Origin of the sequence: Paenibacillus sp. VTT E-133280, assembly GCF_002264385.1 — a bacterium.
In the GTDB taxonomy this organism is placed as follows: Bacteria; Bacillota; Bacilli; order Paenibacillales; family Paenibacillaceae; genus Paenibacillus_AQ; species Paenibacillus_AQ nitricinens.
The window spans coordinates 1-19,393 of sequence record NZ_NFUX01000028.1 but is presented as its reverse complement, the minus strand read 5'-3'; the positions used below and the strand labels follow the sequence as shown (position 1 = coordinate 19,393).

Genomic DNA, 19,393 nt, shown 5'->3' with positions numbered 1-19,393 from the left:
CTCCACTTTACTGTGGGTTTTGAGGTCATTTTTGAGTTGTTACTATCTGATATCCTTTACACCGGATTTGGGACAAAACTGCCACCTCGGCAATACTTCAAATAATTTAGCGCATGTACCTGTCCAGTCATTTCTAGTTCACCCTGGTAGACAGGATCATGCCAGCCTTCAATATCAATTGTTCCCTTATAACCAGCTTGGCGCAGAATCGAGATGATATCCACCCAGTTCGTATCCCCGAAGCCAGGCGTCCGGTCCCAGACATAAGGCTTAGGTCCATGAATTCCGTATTCCTTGACGATATCCCAGGCAATAGTGGCATCCTTGCCATGTACATGGAACACCTTATTCACCCATTTGCGTAGCTGCGGAATCGGATCAATGAGACCTATCAGCTGGTGGCACGGTTCCCATTCCAGACCCAGATTGTCTGCTGGCACAGCATTGAACATTTTCTCCCAGGCTGAAGGATTGTGAGCGATATTCCACTCTCCCGCCTGCCAATTTCCACCCATAGCGCAATTTTCAAAAGCAATTCTTAAGCCACGATCGGCTGCCCTTTTGGACAATTCACTAAACACCTCTGCAAATCTCGGAATCGAATCGTCAATCGAAGAACCTGGAAGACGTCCGGTGAATCCTCCGATAATATCTGTGCCGAATAAATGGGCATGATCAATCAATCGCTCCCAACTGGCGAGTGTGTCAGCATTGTCGCCTGTTCCTGAAAGTGGATTGCCATAAATCCCAACAGAAGAGATGACAAAATCATGTTCAGCAGCCAGTTCCCTAAGTCGTGCAGCTGTTTCTACAAGATTGGTTTCACCTGTGGTCTGCCAAAAGTTCAGGTTAAAGGATTCAAAACCATGCTGAACGATTTGCGGAATCACGGTGACGGCCTCCCCGCCACGAACCAGAGTACCTATTCTCAATGTGTCTTGCATTTGGGTTACCACTCCAATGATAGCTTTTATAGTCAGTATTAAACCTTAAGTGTTTTGAGCATCTTGCAAGAGCCTCGCTTGAGCAATACCGCATCGTAGACAATATGCTGATGAACTGACCGTCCAGAAATTAGATCAAACAGAACGCCCACACTGGATAAAGCCATTTCTGTACCCGGTTGGCTGATCGTATCAAGTGAAGGATGAAAATATTCAGCCATTTCGATCCCGTCAAAGCCAATGATTGAAATATCATCCGGAATAGACAACCCCGCGGTAAGCACCGCTTTGGCAGCACCGATAGCAATCGTGTCGGAGGCTGCAAATATTGCGGTTACTCCCTTATTCCGTTTAAGCAATCTCCGCGCTGCATCAAATCCCGAGCTAGGACTATATTCACAATCCTCCACCAACTGTGGATCATAAGGCAGATTATGTTCTTCCAGTGCTTGTTTGTAGCCCAAATATCTCCGGTTTCCTGTTGTTTCATCCAATAAAGGGGACTTGGCTAGAAAACCGATATTCTCATGCCCAAGTGATATCAAGTAATTGGTGGCCTTATAAGCTTCCTTCAATTCATTAATGGTGACACTAGAAAAGATATCAGGGTCCACCTCTTGTGTAGAGGTGATCGTCGTCAGTACAAACGGAACCGTCAGCTGCTTGAACTTCTCTTCGGAATGATTGTAGGTTCCGCCCATGAAGATGATCCCGCATAGATTTTTTTCTTTGGTGAGCTGAATGGCAGCATTGATTTCATCCGTACCATCCTCTACCTGATGAATGAGAAAGGGATAACCACGCAGATTAGCCTGCCGCTCGATTTCTTTAATCATATTGGAGAAAAACGGATTGGTAATCCCCTTAACCATAAGTGCAATGTTCTTTGACTCTGTAGTTTTTAAATTTCTTGCATTGGAATTGGGAATGTAATTGTATTCCTTAACAACATTCAGAACCTTTTCCCGAGTAGCCTTACTCACCAGCCCCTTATTGTTGATGACCCTGGAGACCGTCGAGATGCCCACACCGGAAATCCGCGCGATATCCTTGATATTTACGTCCACTATACTCCCCCACTTATAAGTAAGGGAGCTATATGCTACTATAGCTCCCTCACACCTTTTAACGTTCTTTAGTTCACTGGAACAAACGCAGCCAATTGCTTTTCTACTTCGGCAATAACCTTGTCAATTCCTGCTTTTTTCAGTTGCTCACGGTAATCCGCTACAGCAGCTTTAGGATCTTTGCTTGTTTTACCAAGCATCAATTGAATACCAAGCTGGGAATTCACGTTGGAGATGGAAGCAATTTCTGTAGTTACATTCGATGGATCAAAGCTAAAGCCATTGTATGGATCATCGATAGCGACTTTATCCCACTCTGCAAATAAAGAGTTACGAATTGGGTTTTCTGTATCCGTAGGAACTACGAATTTGTCATTACGAAGTGACCAAGCCGCGAAACCTCCGCCGTCCGTTTTTTCGTTGAAGCCTGGAGGCTGCTTTTTAACACCATTTTCCATAACATATTGTTTGCCTTCAATACCGTTTTGGATGAGGTTGTAGTAGCTTTCGTCAGTCATGAACTTCTCGATCACCATCAGAGAACGCTCTGGATTCTCGGAGCTCGTGCTAATTACAGTCGAGTTATCAACACCCATCTTACGTTTGATCTTCTTGTTGGCTTCCGCAAAAGTAAAGAATGCAGTTTCTGCCTCTGGTTGTGCCTTCAAATCTGCACCGTATTGGCCAATCCAGTCCTGAGCATGAGTCAAATAACCAGCGGAGTTTGCTGCTCTGAAGTTATCTTTGCTGCCAAGAGTTGCAGACAGCACATCCTTGCCCCAGTATCCTTTATCTGCCCATTCACGCATTTTCACAGCCCAATCTTCGAATTCCTGAGTGTATGCTGGATGGAAGACGGTCTTGTAGTCCTCTGGACTTTTAGTCACAAGATTTAGTTCATTCAAAGATATACCAGGTGCGTTAAGCCACATTCCTGTAGTATCTACGAGCATTCTGAACATATTGGCCGCATCTTCTGACTTACCGTTAATTGGTGGGAAGGACTCATTGGCAACAACATTATCCATGTATTTAACCATGTCATCGAGAGTTGTAATTTTTTCCATTCCGTATTTCTTCAACAGGTCTACACGATAGGCATAACCATTTGGTGTATATTCACTATAAAGACTCGGTACGCCATAGATTTTACCTTTGTACTTAGTATTTTCCCATACACTAGCAGGGATTTCTGCCTTCAGCTTAGGAGCAACTTTATCGAGCATATCGGTAAGGTCCACTAGAGCACCTTCACTAGCCAATGTGAAATAGGATACAGGTGCTCCTGGAGATGCATGAGACATATCAAACTGCTCGCCTGAAGCAAATAGCAACGGGTATTTCGTATTGATATCTGGCCAGTCAATATACTTCACTTCAATTGTAGCGTTGAGATCAGCCTTGAGCTTTTTGTTAATCTCAGCTAGAATCGCCTTATTTTGAACACCTTCACTACCCCACAGATAATACACCAACTTAGCTTCTTTGGAAGTGTCTACTCCTCCTGCATTCGTTGAAGCATCTGGTGCCTTCGTAGCTGCCGGATCATTACTCGCCTCGTTGTTCTTCGATGAACAGGCTGTCAATGCCCCAGTAAGCATGAGTACAGCAATTAAAGAAGACGCAATTTTTTTACCTTTCATTAGGTAAGCCTCCCTTTTCTTTTCTATTTATGAATTGCATTTATAATAAACGCGCCTTCGAAAAGGAGACGTCCATTAACCCTTTACAGCCCCAACGGTGAGGCCTGTTACGAAATAACGCTGTACAAATGGATAGAGGAGAATAATTGGCCCGGTGGCCAGCACAGCTGTAGCCATCTTGATGGATTGCGTTGGAAGATCAGCTGTATTGATAACTGCCCCCGAATTGATTAGTGTACCGAGATTCGTCTGATTGACCATTCGCTGCAAGAAGTATTGGAGTGGATATTTCGTCGGGGAGTCCATATATAACATCCCGTTGTACCACTCATTCCAAAAGCCTATCGCCGAGAAAAGCCCGATGGTAGCTAAGGAAGGAACCGCCAGCGGAATAAATATCCGCCAATAGATACGGAAGTCGCCAGCACCGTCAATGGTAGCAGATTCATATAAGGAATCCGGAATGGCCTTCATGAAATTACGCATCAGGAAGATCGACCATGCGCCAACTACAGCCGGTAGAATCATGGCAAATAAGTTGTCTTTCATATGCAGGTGCTTGACCATCAAGATGTACGTTGGAATCAAGCCACCGCTGAAGAGTGTCGTAAAGTAAATTAGAAAGGAAAAGAAGTTGCGATACTTGAAATCCTTGCGGTTAAGCACGAAGCCAGCCATCGACATCATGAACAGTCCAAGGACCGTACCCACTACGGTTATAAAAATAGTTATCTTATAAGCATTTACTAGTTGCGTAGAGTTGTTAAACAACAATTCGTAAGCCTTAAAGGAAAATTCTTTAGGCAGCAGCTTGTAGCCCTCACGGACAATTTCCTGCTCGTTCATAAACGATGAGGAGATCATTAGTGCAAAGGGAAATACACAGAACAGTGCAAAGATACTAATGCAGATATAGCTAATCACTTTTATGATAATACTTCCGGAATCCTGTTTGATTTTTTGAGTTTCCATATTCATCACCCCTGTTTCGTGTCTGGTTTTAGAACAATGCGCTGTCCGGCTCGACCTTACGTACAATAAAGTTAACTACTAGCACCAGAATCAGGCCAAACATGGATTGGTAGAAGCCCACCGCGGCGCCCATAGAGAAGTTGAATTGTCCCACCAGTGAACGGAAGACATAGGTATCGATAATATCCGTCTGCGGATACAGCACCGAGTTCGTACCGATCAGATTATAGAAAAGGTCAAAAGAGCCCTTGAGAATTCCACCCATACCAAACAGTAAAAGCAGAATAAAGGTTGGCTTCAGAATCGGTAAGGTCATATAACGGATCCGCTGCCAGGTAGTAGCTCCGTCCATATAAGCAGCCTCGTACAGATCATGATTAATCCCTGTGATCGTTGCCAGGTAGACAATCATTCCATATCCGGTAGCGGCCCAGATCTTGAAGGCTACAATGATATATTTCCATATGCCCGGATCAGAATAGAACTCGTAACGGTCTAGCCCCATTCCAGTTAGCATCGTATTGATGAACCCGGAATTAAAATTGAATATATTGTAGGCAAACACACCGACGATAACCATAGAGATAAAGTAAGGTAGGAGAATAACGGATTGAGACACTTTCTTGAACCACTTGCCCGAGATCTCCGATAGCATAATCGCAAACACAATTTGAATAATGTTACCCAGTGCTAGGAAGACGATGTTGTAAAGAAGCGTATTCTTGGTAATATTCCACAAATCTCCATTTTGAACCAGAAATTCGAAGTTTTTCAGACCGATAAAATCACTTCCGAAAATACCCTTGTTGAGCTTGTAATCTACAAATGCGACATAAGCGCCAGGCATTACGGCATAGTGAAAAATAATGAAGTATACGATTACAGGCAGCAACATTAGAAAAAGCACTTTGTTCTTAATGACTTCCCGGACAATATTTCCACCCGCAAGCTTAATTCTTGCCAATGAGCCCACCTCCAATTTGAAAGATGCATTTCATCACATGCATAACTTAGCTTCCTTTCTTGTCCCGCAACCAGCATGAAACTGCTTGCTCATCCTTTATAATAAGCGTATCGGATGATATAGAAACGTTTCCATAATTTCTTTGAAACTCCCTGTACGAAAATCATACTCCCTAGTTGTATGCGCTGTCAATTGATTTTATTTTTGATTTTCTAGTAATAAAAATCACATTTTATAACCTAAATATAATGATTCGGCCGATTTCACGAAGATAATTGACTTTTTATGGCCTTCGGACTAAGATCGATATGTATCGTTAATGGAAACGTTTCTATCTGTTCTTTCACAGACATGTCAGTCTCTATTATATGATGTCTGACAATGAACTCCCCGTTCTTATCTATCTCATGTCTCATCCAATTATATTTATCTGCGTGTGCATAGCGGCGAACTCAAATAGCAAGCGCTTTCTTATTGGTATAGCACATCTATTTGTCACAATAACTTTCAATGCGCTCACGAGGAAGGTGTTAACCATGACTAAACTGTTTATCCAAGATCTTGTGAACGATATGACGCTAGAAGAAAAGCTGGCCCAATTGACCCAGCTAGGCCCTCACTATTGGGGTTTGGATGATACCGTAGATTTAACCGGTCCATTCAAGGAGCTGAACATTAATCCGCAGCTAATGGAGAACATCGGAAGCGTTCTGAACGGCATTGGAGCCAGGAATGTGATTGATCTACAGACCCGGCATTTGCAAGCCAGCCGTCAGAAAATCCCCTTGCTCTTCATGGCGGATGTAATTCATGGTTACAGAACGATCCTACCAATCCCGCTTGCGATAGGTTGTAGCTTTGACATGGAGGCCTGCGAAAGGTTCGCTGAAGTTGCAGCCAAAGAGAGCGCAGCTGCCGGCATCCATCTCACTTTCTCACCTATGACAGATCTCGTACGCGATCCGCGCTGGGGACGGGTGATGGAGACATCCGGTGAGGATCCTTATCTGAATGCCCGTGTAACTGAGAGCATGGTACGGGGCTATCAGGGCAAAGACCTAAAAGAAAAAGGTCGTATCGCTGCCTGTGTGAAACACTTCGCCGGTTACGGCGCTCCCGAAGGCGGCCGTGAATACAATACGGTGGATATGTCCCTCGGCGTATTACGTGAGTTCTATCTACCAGCCTATAAAGCTGCTGTTGATGCTGGTGTAGCCATGGTGATGGCCGCATTCAATACGATTGATCGTATACCTGCAAGCGGTAATTCCAAACTTCTCCGCGGGATTCTACGTGAGGAATGGGGCTTCAATGGCGTTACCATCGCCGATTTCAATTCCGTAAATGAACTAATCCCTCATGGCGCTGCCGAAGATGGCCGTGAAGCAGCGGAGAAAAGTCTGGCTGCCGGACTAGATATTGAAATGATGTCCACCCATTATCTAAACCACGGTGCTGCTCTCGTCGAGGAAGGCAAGCTTGATATCTCCTTGATTGATGAAGCCGTTATCCGGGTGCTAGAACTCAAGGACGCTCTCGGCTTGTTTGACAATCCATACAAGGATGCAGATCCAATAGTAGATGAGGCGCCTACGCCGAGCGCGGAGAATTTACAAGCTGCGAGAGAGCTGGGTGCAAGCTCAGTGGTGCTGCTGAAAAATGACAATAACGCTCTGCCCCTTAAACACGGTATGAAGATTGGATTGGCTGGTCCCTTCGCTACCTCTATTCATGTGCTGGGCGGCTGGTCTGGAACGGAAAAAGACCCGGCCGTATCACTCTACAACGGCATTTCTCAAAAAACATCTGCCGCGGATATTATTACGGCCATGACTGGTGAGCTGGGAAGCATGCTAGAGGGTGTCTTTGATGTGGAGGATGAAATCGAAGAAGCCTTTCAGCGCCTAAAAGATTGCGATGTAATTCTCGCTGCTGTCGGTGAGAATCAGCAGGATACCGGGGAAGGCGGAAGCAAAACCAATTTGCGCTTGTCGACCAATCAGGAGAAGCTAATCTGGCGTCTGAAAGATACCGGCAAAAAGATTGTTACCATTGTATTTAGCGGCCGACCGCTGGAACTAAAGCCTGTTCTTGAGGCCAGCGATGCTTTGCTGCAAGCCTGGTTTCTGGGTACAGAATCCGGAAACTCACTAGCTGATGTGCTGTTCGGAGATTATAATCCGTCCGCTCGTTTATCAATGAGCTTTCCTTACTCGGTTGGGCAAATCCCTGTTTATTACAATGCCTATCAGACGGGACGCCCTTATGATCCTCTATATCCCAATGTACGTTATGTAACCCGATATTTGGATTGCCCTAATGATCCGCTGTTCTGCTTTGGCTATGGTCTGAGCTACTCCAGTTTTGATTACAGCAACTTCAATGTTGATGCTACCGATCGGATTGTTGCCTCCATTGAAGTGGAGAATACTTCAGACATCACCGGCAAGGAAACCGTTCAACTCTATATCCATGACGTTAGCGCAAGTGTTGTACGCCCGGTCAAGGAGCTGAAAGCCTTCCGACAAATTACACTCGCAGCGCATGAGAAACAAGTGGTTTCTTTCGAGATTACTAGAGAAATGCTGATGTTCTATGGAAAAGACGATCAAATGGTCTTCGAACCCGGAGAATTTGATATTATGATTGGTAGGAACTCCGGAGATCATTTCACTCAGCGGATCTGGATCGGCTAACGTCTATGGCTACATAGCTGATAGTGTCAGCCCTCACCCGGCTTGATGTCGCATAAGCGGCTCACGCTTCCGGAGCTTAGAATTCAATATCAGACAGTAAGGGAGATACCCCAATGAGACACAGCTTATCATTTCAGCAAGATGGAACTTTGAAAATTGTACAGTTCACTGATCTTCACTGGATGGATGGAAGAGCCGAAGATCAGCGTACCCGGGAACTGATGGAACGCGTTCTGGAAGCGGAACAACCTGATCTTGTAGTTTTCACGGGCGATCTAATTTACACCGGCCCTGTATCACCTGGTGAAAAGGCCTGTGAAGACCCCGCCCAAGCTTTTCGGGATGCTGTTGCTGCTGTGGAGAAAACGGGAACCCCTTGGGCCTTCGTATTTGGCAACCATGATACAGAAACCCTGATTTCCCGCAATGAACTGATGCAGATTGCCTTGGAGCATCCCCACTGCCTGGCCAAAGCCGGCCCAGAGGATCTCGAGGGTTCAGGGAATTACTCACTTGAAATTAAAGATCAGGATGGCCAAGCGGCTGCAGTCCTTTATTTTATTGACTCGGGCAGCTACTCTGAGATGGAGCATATCCCTGGCTACAATTGGGTTAACCGGAGTCAGATCAATTGGCTGACAGCTGAATCAGATCGGCTAAATCCAAAGACTGCGGAAGACAGACTACCTGCATTAGCTTTCTTTCATATCCCAATTCCTGAATACCGGGAAGTATGGTTCACACAAGTTTGTCATGGACATAAGAACGAGCGTGTATGCTCACCACATGTTAACTCGGGATTGTTCACCGCTTTACTTGAAATGGGTGATGTGCTGGGCACTTTTTGCGGGCATGACCATGTTAACGATTTTACGGGTAACCTATACGGCATACGTCTCAGCTACGGCCGGGCTACTGGCTACAACACTTATGGAAAAGAAGGCTTTATGCGGGGCGCACGCGTCATCAAACTGACCCAAGGCACCCAAGACTTCGATACCTGGCTTCGTCTTGAAGACGGATCTGTCCTGCTGGAACAGCCAATTCATCAGCCTGAACCTGCTGCCGGTTCAGAGCATTAACATCATTATAATTGCAGCACCTCTCCTTTCTGCTTTCAGACCCGTCATATGCAGGTTTGAAAGAAATACAGCTTGGACAGGGCTATCCTTTTATGGGATTAAACTTTTGATTATGAAAGGAATTGTCCCTAGCCCTACGAAAAGACGCATCCAACCCACTATGTAAGTGAGGATGGATGCGTCTTTTCGAATGGAAATTCATCTTAAGAGTCCCTTTCAAGTCGCCCTGATCAAGTTGCTCTATGTTGCTACGTGCTTCCTATTCTACTTTCAAATCTTTATAATAGTACTCTTTATCGCGCTCTGATATTTCTCGCAGTACGCGACAGGGATTACCCACTGCTACTACATTTGCAGGTACATCTTTAGTAACCACACTGCCTGCACCAATCACCGAGTTAGCTCCAATGGTTACACCCGGTAAAATAATCACGCCTGCACCAATCCAAACACCATCTTCAATTCGGACGGGGATGGAGAATTGAGCCGCAGTTTTTCGAAGCTCCGGATCTACTGGATGGCCTGTGGCTGATATGGTCACGTTTGGTGCGAACATTACGTTGTTACCAATATGTACATCTATATCGTCTACTACTACTAGATTGAAATTTGCATAGAAATGATCCCCAATATGCGTATTACTCCCATATGCCAGATGAACCGGCGTTTCAATCCATGGTTCTTTGCCAACACTTCCTAATAACTGCTTCAAAATCTCATGACGTTTGGTTTCTTCACTAGGACGAGTAAGGTTATAGTCGTAGACCAACTCCTTGCACCGCATACGTTCCTCTACCAAGCCTTCGCCCATATCAGTGTACAACATACCCTTTTTCATTTTTTCCCGAATTGTAAGCATCATTATCCTCCTAGTGATGTTATCAAAAGTTTCTAGCACTTTTTTCTTCAGCGATTAATAAGCCTTTTATTCCATATTACCTGATCGAGTAGTCTTGCTCAAATATTCATAATGCCTGAAGCCTTATTCCCCATTACATCGCTTTTTTTGTTAAAATAGAGTAGTCGACGTATTAAGCACTACAGCGTCAGTCATGGAACGGAGGCAAGTACCTGTGGATTATATTATTCTGGACATCGAATTCAACGGCCGTAAGTTTGCCAGCGAGCACCCTATGGAGGTCATTGAGATTGGAGCCGTCCGGTTAGACTCTTCATTGCAGTATAAGGATGAATTTTCTTCCTTGATCAAACCCATATATTTCTCCACCCTTAATTCTTTTATTAAGAAAAAAACCGGTATTCCCCAAGAGGAAATCGACATCGCACCCCGATTCCCGAAAGTCATCACTGCTTTTAGAGAGTGGCTTGATCTAAGTACAGATGGAGTGCTGCTGCTTACTTGGGGTGGCGAAGACATGAAACGAATCATTCAGGATGTACGTATGCACAAGATGGACGACTCCTACTGGATGTCCGCAACGTATTTCGATTTACTGAAGGGTGTGCTTCGGGCTCGCGGACTAAGTAATGATGTCAGCGTGGAAAGCGCAATGGCTTTATTTGAACTTGAACCTTCCGGATCTGCTCACCGGGCGCTGGATGATGCAAAGATGACTTCAGAGATTTTCCGCGCTGTGTTTAAGGATCTGGATTTTGAGCGCTCACAGCATTACGTAGATACCTTTTCTAATGCCAAAGAACGTAAGACGGTCAAAGTTGCCATTAAAGCGATGAACTCACAAAAAATAGTACCTACCTGGGACCTTGTTCTCGAACACTACTTCTCAGACAAAACAACCCTAGCTGATCCTCGGAAATTAGAGGAATTACAGAATTATTTTGCGGCGCAGATGGGTCAAAAATAACTTCAAACATCAGCAAATCATAGCAGCGGCAGTCTTCCCAATGATCTTCAGCGGGTAACTGCCGCTGTTTGGGATACCCTAAAAAAACATTTGACCTTCACGCTACGTAAAGGTGTACATTGAATTTGTGGGAGGTGATACTACGGAATACACAGTACAGAAGCTCGCTGAGCTAGCTGGAATCAGTACGCGAACCCTGCGATACTACGACGAGTTTGGCATTCTTAAGCCGGCGAGAATCAACTCCTCGGGGTATCGTATCTATGGCCGCACCGAAGTAGATCTACTGCAGCAAATTTTATTTTATCGAGAGCTTGGCTTGAGTCTGGAACGTATCAAAGCTATTATGACCGAACCGTCTTTCGACGGAGCCAAGGCACTACGGGAGCATCATGACAAGCTGCTTGAAAAGAGACATCAATTAGATCTACTCATTGCTAACGTCGAACAGACGCTAGCTCACCAAGAAGGGAGAATGACTATGAGTGACGCAGAGAAATTTGAAGGCTTTAAACAAAAGCTGGTAGAAGACAACGAGAAGAAATACGGTCAAGAAATTAGAGAGAAATACGGGGACAGCACTGTAGATCAATCCAACAAGAAGCTTAAAGGTATGACAGAAGAACAATATGCGGCTATACAGCAGCTTGAGGAGGAAATGTTTGAGTCCCTAGTTCAAGCGATGGAGCATGGAGATCCTGCCAGTGTATTGGCGCAAAAAAGTGCTGATCTGCACCGCCAGTGGCTCTCCTTCTACTGGGATTCCTATTCCAAAGAGGCACATGCCGGTGTTGCTCAAATGTATGTTGATGATGAGCGTTTTACCAAGTACTACGACAAGCATCGCCCTGGACTTGCAGCGTTCCTAAGAGATGCCGTTCACGTATACACGGGTACAAAATAATAAAAAAGAGCGGCACCGGAAATCCGGTCGCCGCTCTATTTCTTTTATCTGGAACCTTGCTGATCCCTCTTATAGACTGCTATGCAGCAGTGACAGTACCTTTCGCAGCTCAACTACAGCTACCTGCCCAGGTGCAGAGGGCTTATGTGCCGCTCCAAAGGTAAGCGCTGAACCGAATATTTCACCGGCTAGACGGCTAATTACCCCAGCTCCAGCCATAGACATCGTTATAATTGGGCGATCTGCATGTTGTTCTTTCATGAGATGTGTAGCTTCTAGTAAAGTCAGTACATCCCCGGCATCCTTAGGCATCACAGCAATCTTGGGCAGGTCCCCTCCAAGCTCCTGTGCTTTACATAGTCGTGAGATAATTTCCTCTTGAGAAGGGGTTCCATGAAAATCATGATTGGATATAATAACAGACACATTATGGGTATGAGCAGTCTCGACTAGCAGCTTTACATCCTGTTCCTCATTAAATAATTCAACATCTACTATATCTACCAGCCCGCTTTCGGCTGCAGCAGTATTCAATGCAATGTAGTACTCCTTGCTAACCTGCTTTTCGCCACCTTCTTTGGCACTCCGAAAAGTAAAAATCAGCGGTAACTCCGGAATTACAGAATGGATTTCTTTTAGTGCTGAATTGACCGCCTCTACGTCTTCAACTTCATCAAAAAAATCCGTCCGCCACTCTACTAAATCGGGACTAAGCTCTTTTAATGATTCGGCTTCCTGTTTCAGTTCAGACAAGGTAGCTCCAATCAACGGAACACATATTTTAGGGATTCCTTCGCCAATGATCACATTTTTTACGATTACTGTCCTGCTCATTATTTCAGCCCCTATCCAGTCGTCTGTTATAGATTCTGTATTGTTTATTTTACTGCCGATACATGTTTTAGAAACTGTTCGACCTCTGATAATTGCGGAAGCGATGGGATCGCGCCTTCTTTCCCTACAGCCAGTGCTCCAACAGCATTAGCGAAGCTCACTGCCTCCTCCAACGTTTTGCCTAAGACCAATTGCTGGGCTAATGCCCCATTGAATGAGTCTCCGGCAGCAACCGTGTCTATCGCCTTAACCGGGAATCCAGGAACTGACTTAGCGCCTTCCGCATTAACGATCAGTGCGCCTTTAGATCCCAAGGTTACGATCACATTTTTAACACCTTTTTGCAGCAAAATACGGGCTGCCTGCTCAGCAGTCTCTAAACTATCTACAGTCATTCCAGTCAAAATTCCCGCTTCCGTCTCATTAGGTGTCAGATACGATACTTGACCCAGCATCTCGTCTTTAAGTACTCTAGCTGGTGCCGGATTCAGAATGACCGGAATTCCATGACGATGTGCAATGGCAATAGCATGCTCACTCATCGCCAGTTCCATTTCAAGCTGCATCACAATCATCTCAGCCTGGCTAATTACAGCCTCTAACGCCTTTATATCCTCTGCAAATAGATCAATATTCGCTCCGGGTACAACGATAATCCGATTCTCTCCATCTTCTTCAATAACGATTGAAGCTACACCTGTTGCCTCAGTTTCACTCATTGAGATATGTTCTATATGAATACCTTCTTGCTTAATAATCTCCAGCATTTCGCTTCCAAAGGTATCTTTTCCGATGCTGCCGATCATACTAACCTCAGCACCCAGACGTGCTGCGGCAACGGCTTGATTCGCTCCCTTTCCACCGGGAGATAGAGCAAATACTTGTCCCATAAGCGTTTCTCCTGCATTCGGTGCCCGGCTCGTACGTACTACCATATCCATATTTATGCTTCCAATCACAACTATACCCAACTTAAACACCACCAGTAATTATTTCTTCAATCTCTTTATCTTAGGGTCTTCCCTTCACTTTATCAATCACTTCCGTTGATTTTACCCCTAATTGGCTATTTTCACCAAATCGACGTTATGCTTTTATAGATAAAGTGTGCTAGAATGATGGTGCAATCGCTTCCACAACGATTGTTGGCTGTTTTTTGAGCAAACGTTTGCATCGTAGATAATGCCAGCAGCTTTACTGCAATTCAATCTAATCCGCGATTAGGAGGCTTATCAAGTGAACGAACAAAAATTACCAACAGTAGCTTATTTCAGTATGGAGTACGGGTTACATTCCGATTTTAAAATGTATGCCGGAGGGCTTGGAATTCTCGCCGGTGACTACATTAAGGGAGCTAAGGACATCAATGCTCCTATTATCCCTATCGGGCTGAAGTGGAAACAAGGGTATACGGATCAAAAAATTGATGCGAATGGTAATCCGTACGACTCCTATCACAATTATGTTTATGATTTTCTTGAAGATACAGGGGTGAAAGTAACCGTTAAAGTCAGAAAGACCGATGTGGTGTGCAAAGTATGGAAGACTGATTATTTTGGCAACAGCACGTTGTATTTACTGGATACGGATATCCCCGAGAATAATGATGCCTGGATTACTGGACAACTGTACGGCTGGTTCGGCGAGGAACGGATCGCACAAGAGATCGTACTTGGAATCGGTGGAGTAAAAGCTATGCGTGCGCTAGGCATACCGATTGATGTGTATCATTTCAATGAAGGCCATGCAGCCCTTGCAGCTATCGAGCTAATCCGAGAGAAAATGTCCGGAGGCAACACCTTTGAGGAAGCTTGGAAAGCTACTCGGGAAGAGGTTGTGTTCACTACACATACCCCAATCAAAGAAGGCAACGAAACCCATCCCCTCGACCGCTTAGAGTATATGAGTGCATTTAATGGTTTAACCCGTGATCAGATGGAGCGAATCGGTGGTGAGCCTTTCAACATGACAGTTGCCGGTCTGCGCCTCTCCCGAATATCCAATGCCGTGGCTCAGCTTCATGCGGATACAGCCAATAAGATGTGGAAAGAGGTTGCCGGAAGATCGGATATCATCGGCATTACTAATGCGATTCATACGCCTACCTGGGTTGATGAAAGAATGACCCAAGCCTACGAAGAAAATGGCGATTTATGGGCAGTGCATCAGGAAATTAAAGGTGAACTGATTGATTTTATTAAAGAACGCTCTGGCATTAGCCTCAATGCTGATAATCTACTTATTGGCTTCTCACGCAGAGCTGCTCCGTATAAACGCAGTGACCTGATCTTCTCGCAGCCGGACATTATTGAGCCTTATCTGGAGTCCGGCAAAATACAAATCGTCTTCTCTGGCAAAGCTCATCCACTCGATGATAACGGCAAAAAAATCGTCAGCAATTTAGTGGCGATGATGAAAAAATATCCGAAGAGTGTTGTCTTCTTAGAAAACTACGATATGACTATCGGCGCACAGCTGACACGCGGTTCTGATATTTGGCTCAATAATCCTCGTAGACCACTGGAAGCAAGTGGTACCTCCGGGATGAAGGCAGCCATGAACGGGGTATTGAACTGCTCTATTCTAGATGGCTGGTGGCCGGAAGCCTGTATAGATGGCAAGAATGGCTGGCAGATTGGAGATGGCTTCGAGACAACTGACTTCGAGGTTCTGGATAAGCATGATAGTGATGCGCTATACGACACCCTATTGAATCGAGTACTCCCAACCTATTATGAGAATCGTGAACAGTGGGTACAAATGATGAAGAAGAGTATCGAAACCACTCGCACCGAATTTGCCACCAAAAGAATGCTGGATGAATACTATAACAGAATGTACATTAAAAACTAAGTACAGAAAACGGATATTCCTATATCAAAATAGAACAGCGTACCCTCCAGTGATGGTAGAGGTGCGCTGTTTCTTTTTTAACTCTGCTTAGTAATTAATCACTCTATCTATCATATATATCTGAATGGGACGACGATTACCACATACTGTAATGTGTCAATTAATCAAAAAGTGTTGCATTTTCCCCAAAAAACATTAATATAGAACTTATACTAAATCTAAAATCAAATCTTACGAGGTGATTCTATTAATGAGCTCCAATAATAATAATCTTACGACCAGCTGGGGTGCTCCAGTAGGCGACAATCAGAATTCAATGACAGCCGGTGATCGTGGTCCTACTTTGCTGCAAGATGTCCATCTGCTTGAAAAATTAGCCCACTTTAACAGAGAACGTGTTCCTGAACGTGTCGTTCATGCTAAGGGTGCTGGCGCTCATGGGTATTTTGAGGTCACTCAGGATTTAACTCAATATACAAAAGCTAATTTTTTATCTGAGGTAGGCAAACGCACACCCATGTTCATCCGTTTCTCTACGGTTGCTGGGGAGCTAGGTTCTGCTGATACTGTACGGGACCCTCGTGGTTTTGCTGTGAAATTTTATACGGAAGAAGGAAACTATGATCTCGTAGGTAACAATACACCTGTATTCTTCGTTCGTGATGCAATCAAGTTCCCTGATTTTATTCATACACAGAAACGTGATCCACAGACTCACTTAAAGAACCCTAATGCGGTTTGGGACTTCTGGTCTTTATCTCCGGAATCTCTACATCAGGTGACTATTTTGATGTCAGATCGCGGGATTCCAGCTACGCTGAGACATATGCATGGGTTCGGAAGCCACACCTTCAAGTGGGTAAATGACGAAGGAAATGCAGTCTGGGTGAAATATCATTTCAAAACAGAACAAGGCATTAAGAACCTTGCTCCAGATCTTGCCGCAAAAATAGCTGGGGAGAACCCAGATTATCATACAGAAGACTTGTTCAATGCTATTGATAAAGGAGATTTCCCTGCGTGGAAACTCTACGTGCAAATAATGCCGATCGAAGATGCGAAGACGTACCGCTTTGATCCATTCGATGTAACAAAAGTATGGTCGCAAAAAGATTATCCATTAATTGAGGTTGGCCGCATGGTACTGGATCGCAATCCAGAGAACTACTTCGCGGAAGTAGAGCAAGTTACGTTCTCGCCTGGCTCTTTCGTCCCTGGTATTGAAGCTTCTCCTGATAAATTACTACAGGGTCGACTGTTTGCTTACGGCGATGCTCATCGTCACCGTGTAGGTCCTAACCATAACAGCCTGCCTATCAACCGTCCAAAAGTAGAAGTGAAGAACTATCAACGTGACGGTGGCATGGCACTCGGCAACAATGGCGGATCCGGTGCTTATTACGAGCCTAACAGCCTAGGTGGACCTAAAGAAGCACCACAATACAAAACCTCACCCTTCGAAGTATCTGGAAATGCCGACAGTGTCTCCTATAATAGTGACGATCACTATACACAACCTGGTGACTTGTATCGCCTGTTGAGTGAAGAAGAGCGTATCCGTCTTGTTCAAAATATCGTAGGTGCTATGACCCCCGTTGAAAGTAACGATATTAAACTTCGCCAAATTGTTCATTTCTATAAAGCTGATCCGGAATTGGGACAGCGTATCGCTTCCGGTTTAGGATTATCCGTTCCAGACGGTATATAAGACTGTAAATGCACTTATATAATCAAAGAGGACCTTTACCCGTAGATGGGAAAGGTCCTCTTTTTAATAAGAAAAGCTAAAACATATAATATATTAGAACAATCACGATGCATAGTGTGGAGACAACAGATAAGCACGAAAAAAAAGTATTCCAGTTATTGCCCTTCATTTGTCTTATACACGACCAGTATACTGCTTCTTTGATGCTCTGCCCCATCACGTGAAGATTTAACTACCGAACCGTAACAAATATTCACAACCTGTTCCTCACGCAGCCCTGCCAAGAACTCATTAGCTTTATTCTCAGCATACGAATTATCAGCATCTACAAACTCTTTTACTTGAATCATCCTGATCTCTCCTTTAATAAATTTTAGTTACTTTTTATGTCTAGATTCTATAGGTAAACTCAACGAAATGTACATGGCGTATCACTCCCCTGGTAACATTTAATGTAAATTTATCTTCGAAATATAGTATAGGCATTCCGCAGTTTTCTACGAAATGCCCATAACATCAGCCTATCATAGCACCCAACTATACAATAGTCAAACGTTTTAAATACAATATTTAGTAAGAATTAATTGCCTTTGCAAAATGGATTGGATTTACATATAGAAGCTGTTATACTGATCAGAAGGTTCCCTCTGGGGGACCTCTATTTGTATAGGAGGGATTGTACTATGGCAACGCGTCATAACAAATTTGCAAAGAATGTGCTACTTAGAGGGGGTGAAATCTACTATGAACCATAGTCTAATTTATGAAGGCTCAAGGACACAATTGGTCCAGCAGCTTATTTATTTTGATGAGGAAAAAATCGCATTTCTAAATCAGTATTTCCCGGAACGAAGCAAACAAAGAAGTAATGCTGAAACGCTGTTGTCCCGTTATTGCTCCGAGCTGGAACAATTACTTTCCCGTTTTAATGGTGAAGAATTGAATTCACTCGTATTGATTGGAAGTCAGCTTCAGCTACGCTACTTAGACGACAATACTACAGATACCTACACCATCGTATTTCCAAACCAGGCAGAACCCAATGATAACAAGATTTCAATGTTCTCGCCTATTGGCATGCAGTTGCTGTTAGCCCAGATCGGCAGTACATGTCAGCTTGCTATACCTTCAGGTGAGTTATCAGTAAAAATCGAAAGTATTAAGTTTGTGAATTGTGGTGAGGTAGCCGTTCTTATTTAAGCCAACTCGCACATATCACCAACATTAACAGCGTCCCTTTCCAATCTTATGGAAGAGGACGCTGTTCATCTATTCAGCCTGCTAAGCACTTCTTCATACTCTTATTTAAGCCTTAAGCCTTCACCCAGTTTACTGACTGATTTATTGATACGAGATGCTCTGGTTTCAGGTTTTTTCGCTGCTTCGATCCAAGACACATATTCCTTCTGATAAGAATAAGCTAGACCGTTAAAATAAGCTTCTGCCTGCTCATGGCTACTCAGCGCATCAAGGAAATCCTCTGGGGCTTCTACCTCCCGTAATTGATGATCTTGCTCCATCGTCATACGCACAATATCACCAGGTTGAGCTTTGGCTAGATCCCTTAGTTCTTTCTTTACCACCATAAAATGCTTTCCGTTTCCATGGGGCATAAGCGTTCCTCTATAGGGGATTCCATTTACACTTCCTTTTACCTGTATTCTGGACTTTGTTTCAAATATTTGTTCGGCATCAAAAGGGACGTTAAGATAAGTCCAGCTCCCGCTTGCATCAGGCCGCACTAATTTAGCTTCGAATTCAAACATAGCTACATCCCCCTCAACTAAAGTCCTATGTTCTATTGTATCCATTCGAATGTAACGATACAAAAAAACACCTATCTATAATAGACAGGTGTTTCTTAATTATAAGCGGGTGATGGGAATCGAACCCACGCTAT

Annotated in this window: 17 protein-coding genes; 7 read left to right on the top strand and 10 right to left on the bottom strand. The window is 44.2% G+C overall.

Features of this window, described 5'->3' with window-relative positions:
- Nucleotides 1-56: 56 nt before the first annotated feature.
- The 5 genes from CA600_RS14090 to CA600_RS14070 all read right to left on the bottom strand — a co-directional run bounded on the left by CA600_RS14090 (nt 57) and on the right by CA600_RS14070 (nt 5,590).
- The gene (locus CA600_RS14090; protein WP_094870745.1) at nt 57-944 is read right to left on the bottom strand and encodes a sugar phosphate isomerase/epimerase family protein; all 888 of its coding nucleotides are present in this window, start codon (nt 942-944) and stop codon (nt 57-59) included.
- A gap of 38 nt (nt 945-982) precedes the next feature.
- Nucleotides 983-2,011 carry a LacI family DNA-binding transcriptional regulator gene (locus tag CA600_RS14085; RefSeq protein WP_218832579.1) on the bottom strand — a complete coding sequence of 343 codons (1,029 nt, stop codon included), beginning with the start codon at nt 2,009-2,011 and terminating at the stop codon, nt 983-985.
- 68 nt (nt 2,012-2,079) lie between these two features.
- Nucleotides 2,080-3,654 carry a DUF3502 domain-containing protein gene (locus CA600_RS14080; RefSeq protein WP_094870743.1) on the bottom strand — a complete coding sequence of 525 codons (1,575 nt, stop codon included), beginning with the start codon at nt 3,652-3,654 and terminating at the stop codon, nt 2,080-2,082.
- 75 nt (nt 3,655-3,729) lie between these two features.
- Entirely contained in the window at nt 3,730-4,626 is an 897-nt protein-coding gene (locus tag CA600_RS14075) for a carbohydrate ABC transporter permease (protein ID WP_218832580.1), read from the bottom strand.
- Between the two features lie 28 nt (nt 4,627-4,654).
- On the bottom strand, nt 4,655-5,590 hold the full coding sequence (locus tag CA600_RS14070) for an ABC transporter permease (RefSeq protein ID WP_256989849.1): 936 nt from the start codon (nt 5,588-5,590) through the stop codon (nt 4,655-4,657).
- A gap of 536 nt (nt 5,591-6,126) precedes the next feature.
- Between CA600_RS14070 and bglX the strand changes: the two genes are divergently transcribed.
- Together bglX and CA600_RS14060 are read left to right on the top strand one after the other, a co-directional pair.
- Complete coding sequence (gene bglX, locus CA600_RS14065; RefSeq protein ID WP_094870741.1) at nt 6,127-8,286, top strand: beta-glucosidase BglX; 2,160 nt, start codon at nt 6,127-6,129, stop codon at nt 8,284-8,286.
- A 113-nt stretch (nt 8,287-8,399) separates the two neighbouring features.
- Nucleotides 8,400-9,368, top strand: a complete 969-nt coding sequence (locus CA600_RS14060) for a metallophosphoesterase family protein (protein ID WP_094870740.1) — start codon at nt 8,400-8,402, stop codon at nt 9,366-9,368.
- 259 nt (nt 9,369-9,627) lie between these two features.
- Here the strand turns inward: CA600_RS14060 and CA600_RS14055 are convergent, their stop codons facing one another.
- Nucleotides 9,628-10,227, bottom strand: a complete 600-nt coding sequence (locus CA600_RS14055) for a maltose acetyltransferase domain-containing protein (protein ID WP_212567896.1) — start codon at nt 10,225-10,227, stop codon at nt 9,628-9,630.
- Nucleotides 10,228-10,441: 214 nt separating this feature from the next.
- On the opposite strand from CA600_RS14055, the gene CA600_RS14050 reads away from it, so the two are divergent.
- Both CA600_RS14050 and CA600_RS14045 read left to right on the top strand, forming a co-directional pair.
- Entirely contained in the window at nt 10,442-11,194 is a 753-nt protein-coding gene (locus tag CA600_RS14050) for a 3'-5' exonuclease (protein ID WP_094870739.1), read from the top strand.
- A 127-nt stretch (nt 11,195-11,321) separates the two neighbouring features.
- Complete coding sequence (locus CA600_RS14045) at nt 11,322-12,098, top strand: MerR family transcriptional regulator (RefSeq protein WP_094870738.1); 777 nt, start codon at nt 11,322-11,324, stop codon at nt 12,096-12,098.
- A 69-nt stretch (nt 12,099-12,167) separates the two neighbouring features.
- On the opposite strand, the gene aroD is transcribed toward CA600_RS14045, so the two are convergent.
- Both aroD and rbsK read right to left on the bottom strand, forming a co-directional pair.
- Nucleotides 12,168-12,932 carry a type I 3-dehydroquinate dehydratase gene (gene aroD, locus CA600_RS14040; protein ID WP_094870737.1) on the bottom strand — a complete coding sequence of 255 codons (765 nt, stop codon included), beginning with the start codon at nt 12,930-12,932 and terminating at the stop codon, nt 12,168-12,170.
- A gap of 44 nt (nt 12,933-12,976) precedes the next feature.
- Nucleotides 12,977-13,891 (bottom strand): ribokinase, encoded by a 915-nt coding sequence (rbsK, locus tag CA600_RS14035; RefSeq protein ID WP_256989851.1) that lies wholly within the window; start codon nt 13,889-13,891, stop codon nt 12,977-12,979.
- Nucleotides 13,892-14,168: 277 nt separating this feature from the next.
- On the opposite strand from rbsK, the gene glgP reads away from it, so the two are divergent.
- Together glgP and katA are read left to right on the top strand one after the other, a co-directional pair.
- Nucleotides 14,169-15,785 (top strand): alpha-glucan family phosphorylase, encoded by a 1,617-nt coding sequence (glgP, locus tag CA600_RS14030; protein WP_094870735.1) that lies wholly within the window; start codon nt 14,169-14,171, stop codon nt 15,783-15,785.
- 250 nt (nt 15,786-16,035) lie between these two features.
- Nucleotides 16,036-17,493, top strand: coding sequence for a catalase KatA (katA, locus tag CA600_RS14025; RefSeq protein WP_094870734.1), 1,458 nt, complete (start codon nt 16,036-16,038; stop codon nt 17,491-17,493).
- 155 nt (nt 17,494-17,648) lie between these two features.
- On the opposite strand, the gene CA600_RS14020 is transcribed toward katA, so the two are convergent.
- Nucleotides 17,649-17,843 (bottom strand): sporulation protein Cse60, encoded by a 195-nt coding sequence (locus CA600_RS14020; RefSeq protein ID WP_042184993.1) that lies wholly within the window; start codon nt 17,841-17,843, stop codon nt 17,649-17,651.
- A 394-nt stretch (nt 17,844-18,237) separates the two neighbouring features.
- On the opposite strand from CA600_RS14020, the gene CA600_RS14015 reads away from it, so the two are divergent.
- Nucleotides 18,238-18,693: a GreA/GreB family elongation factor gene (locus tag CA600_RS14015; RefSeq protein ID WP_060625163.1), complete on the top strand. Its 456-nt coding sequence runs from the start codon at nt 18,238-18,240 to the stop codon at nt 18,691-18,693.
- Nucleotides 18,694-18,794: 101 nt separating this feature from the next.
- Here CA600_RS14015 and CA600_RS14010 read toward each other — a convergent pair whose 3' ends face one another.
- Nucleotides 18,795-19,259: a YdeI/OmpD-associated family protein gene (locus tag CA600_RS14010; protein WP_179281619.1), complete on the bottom strand. Its 465-nt coding sequence runs from the start codon at nt 19,257-19,259 to the stop codon at nt 18,795-18,797.
- Between the last annotated feature and the right edge of the window lie 134 nt (nt 19,260-19,393).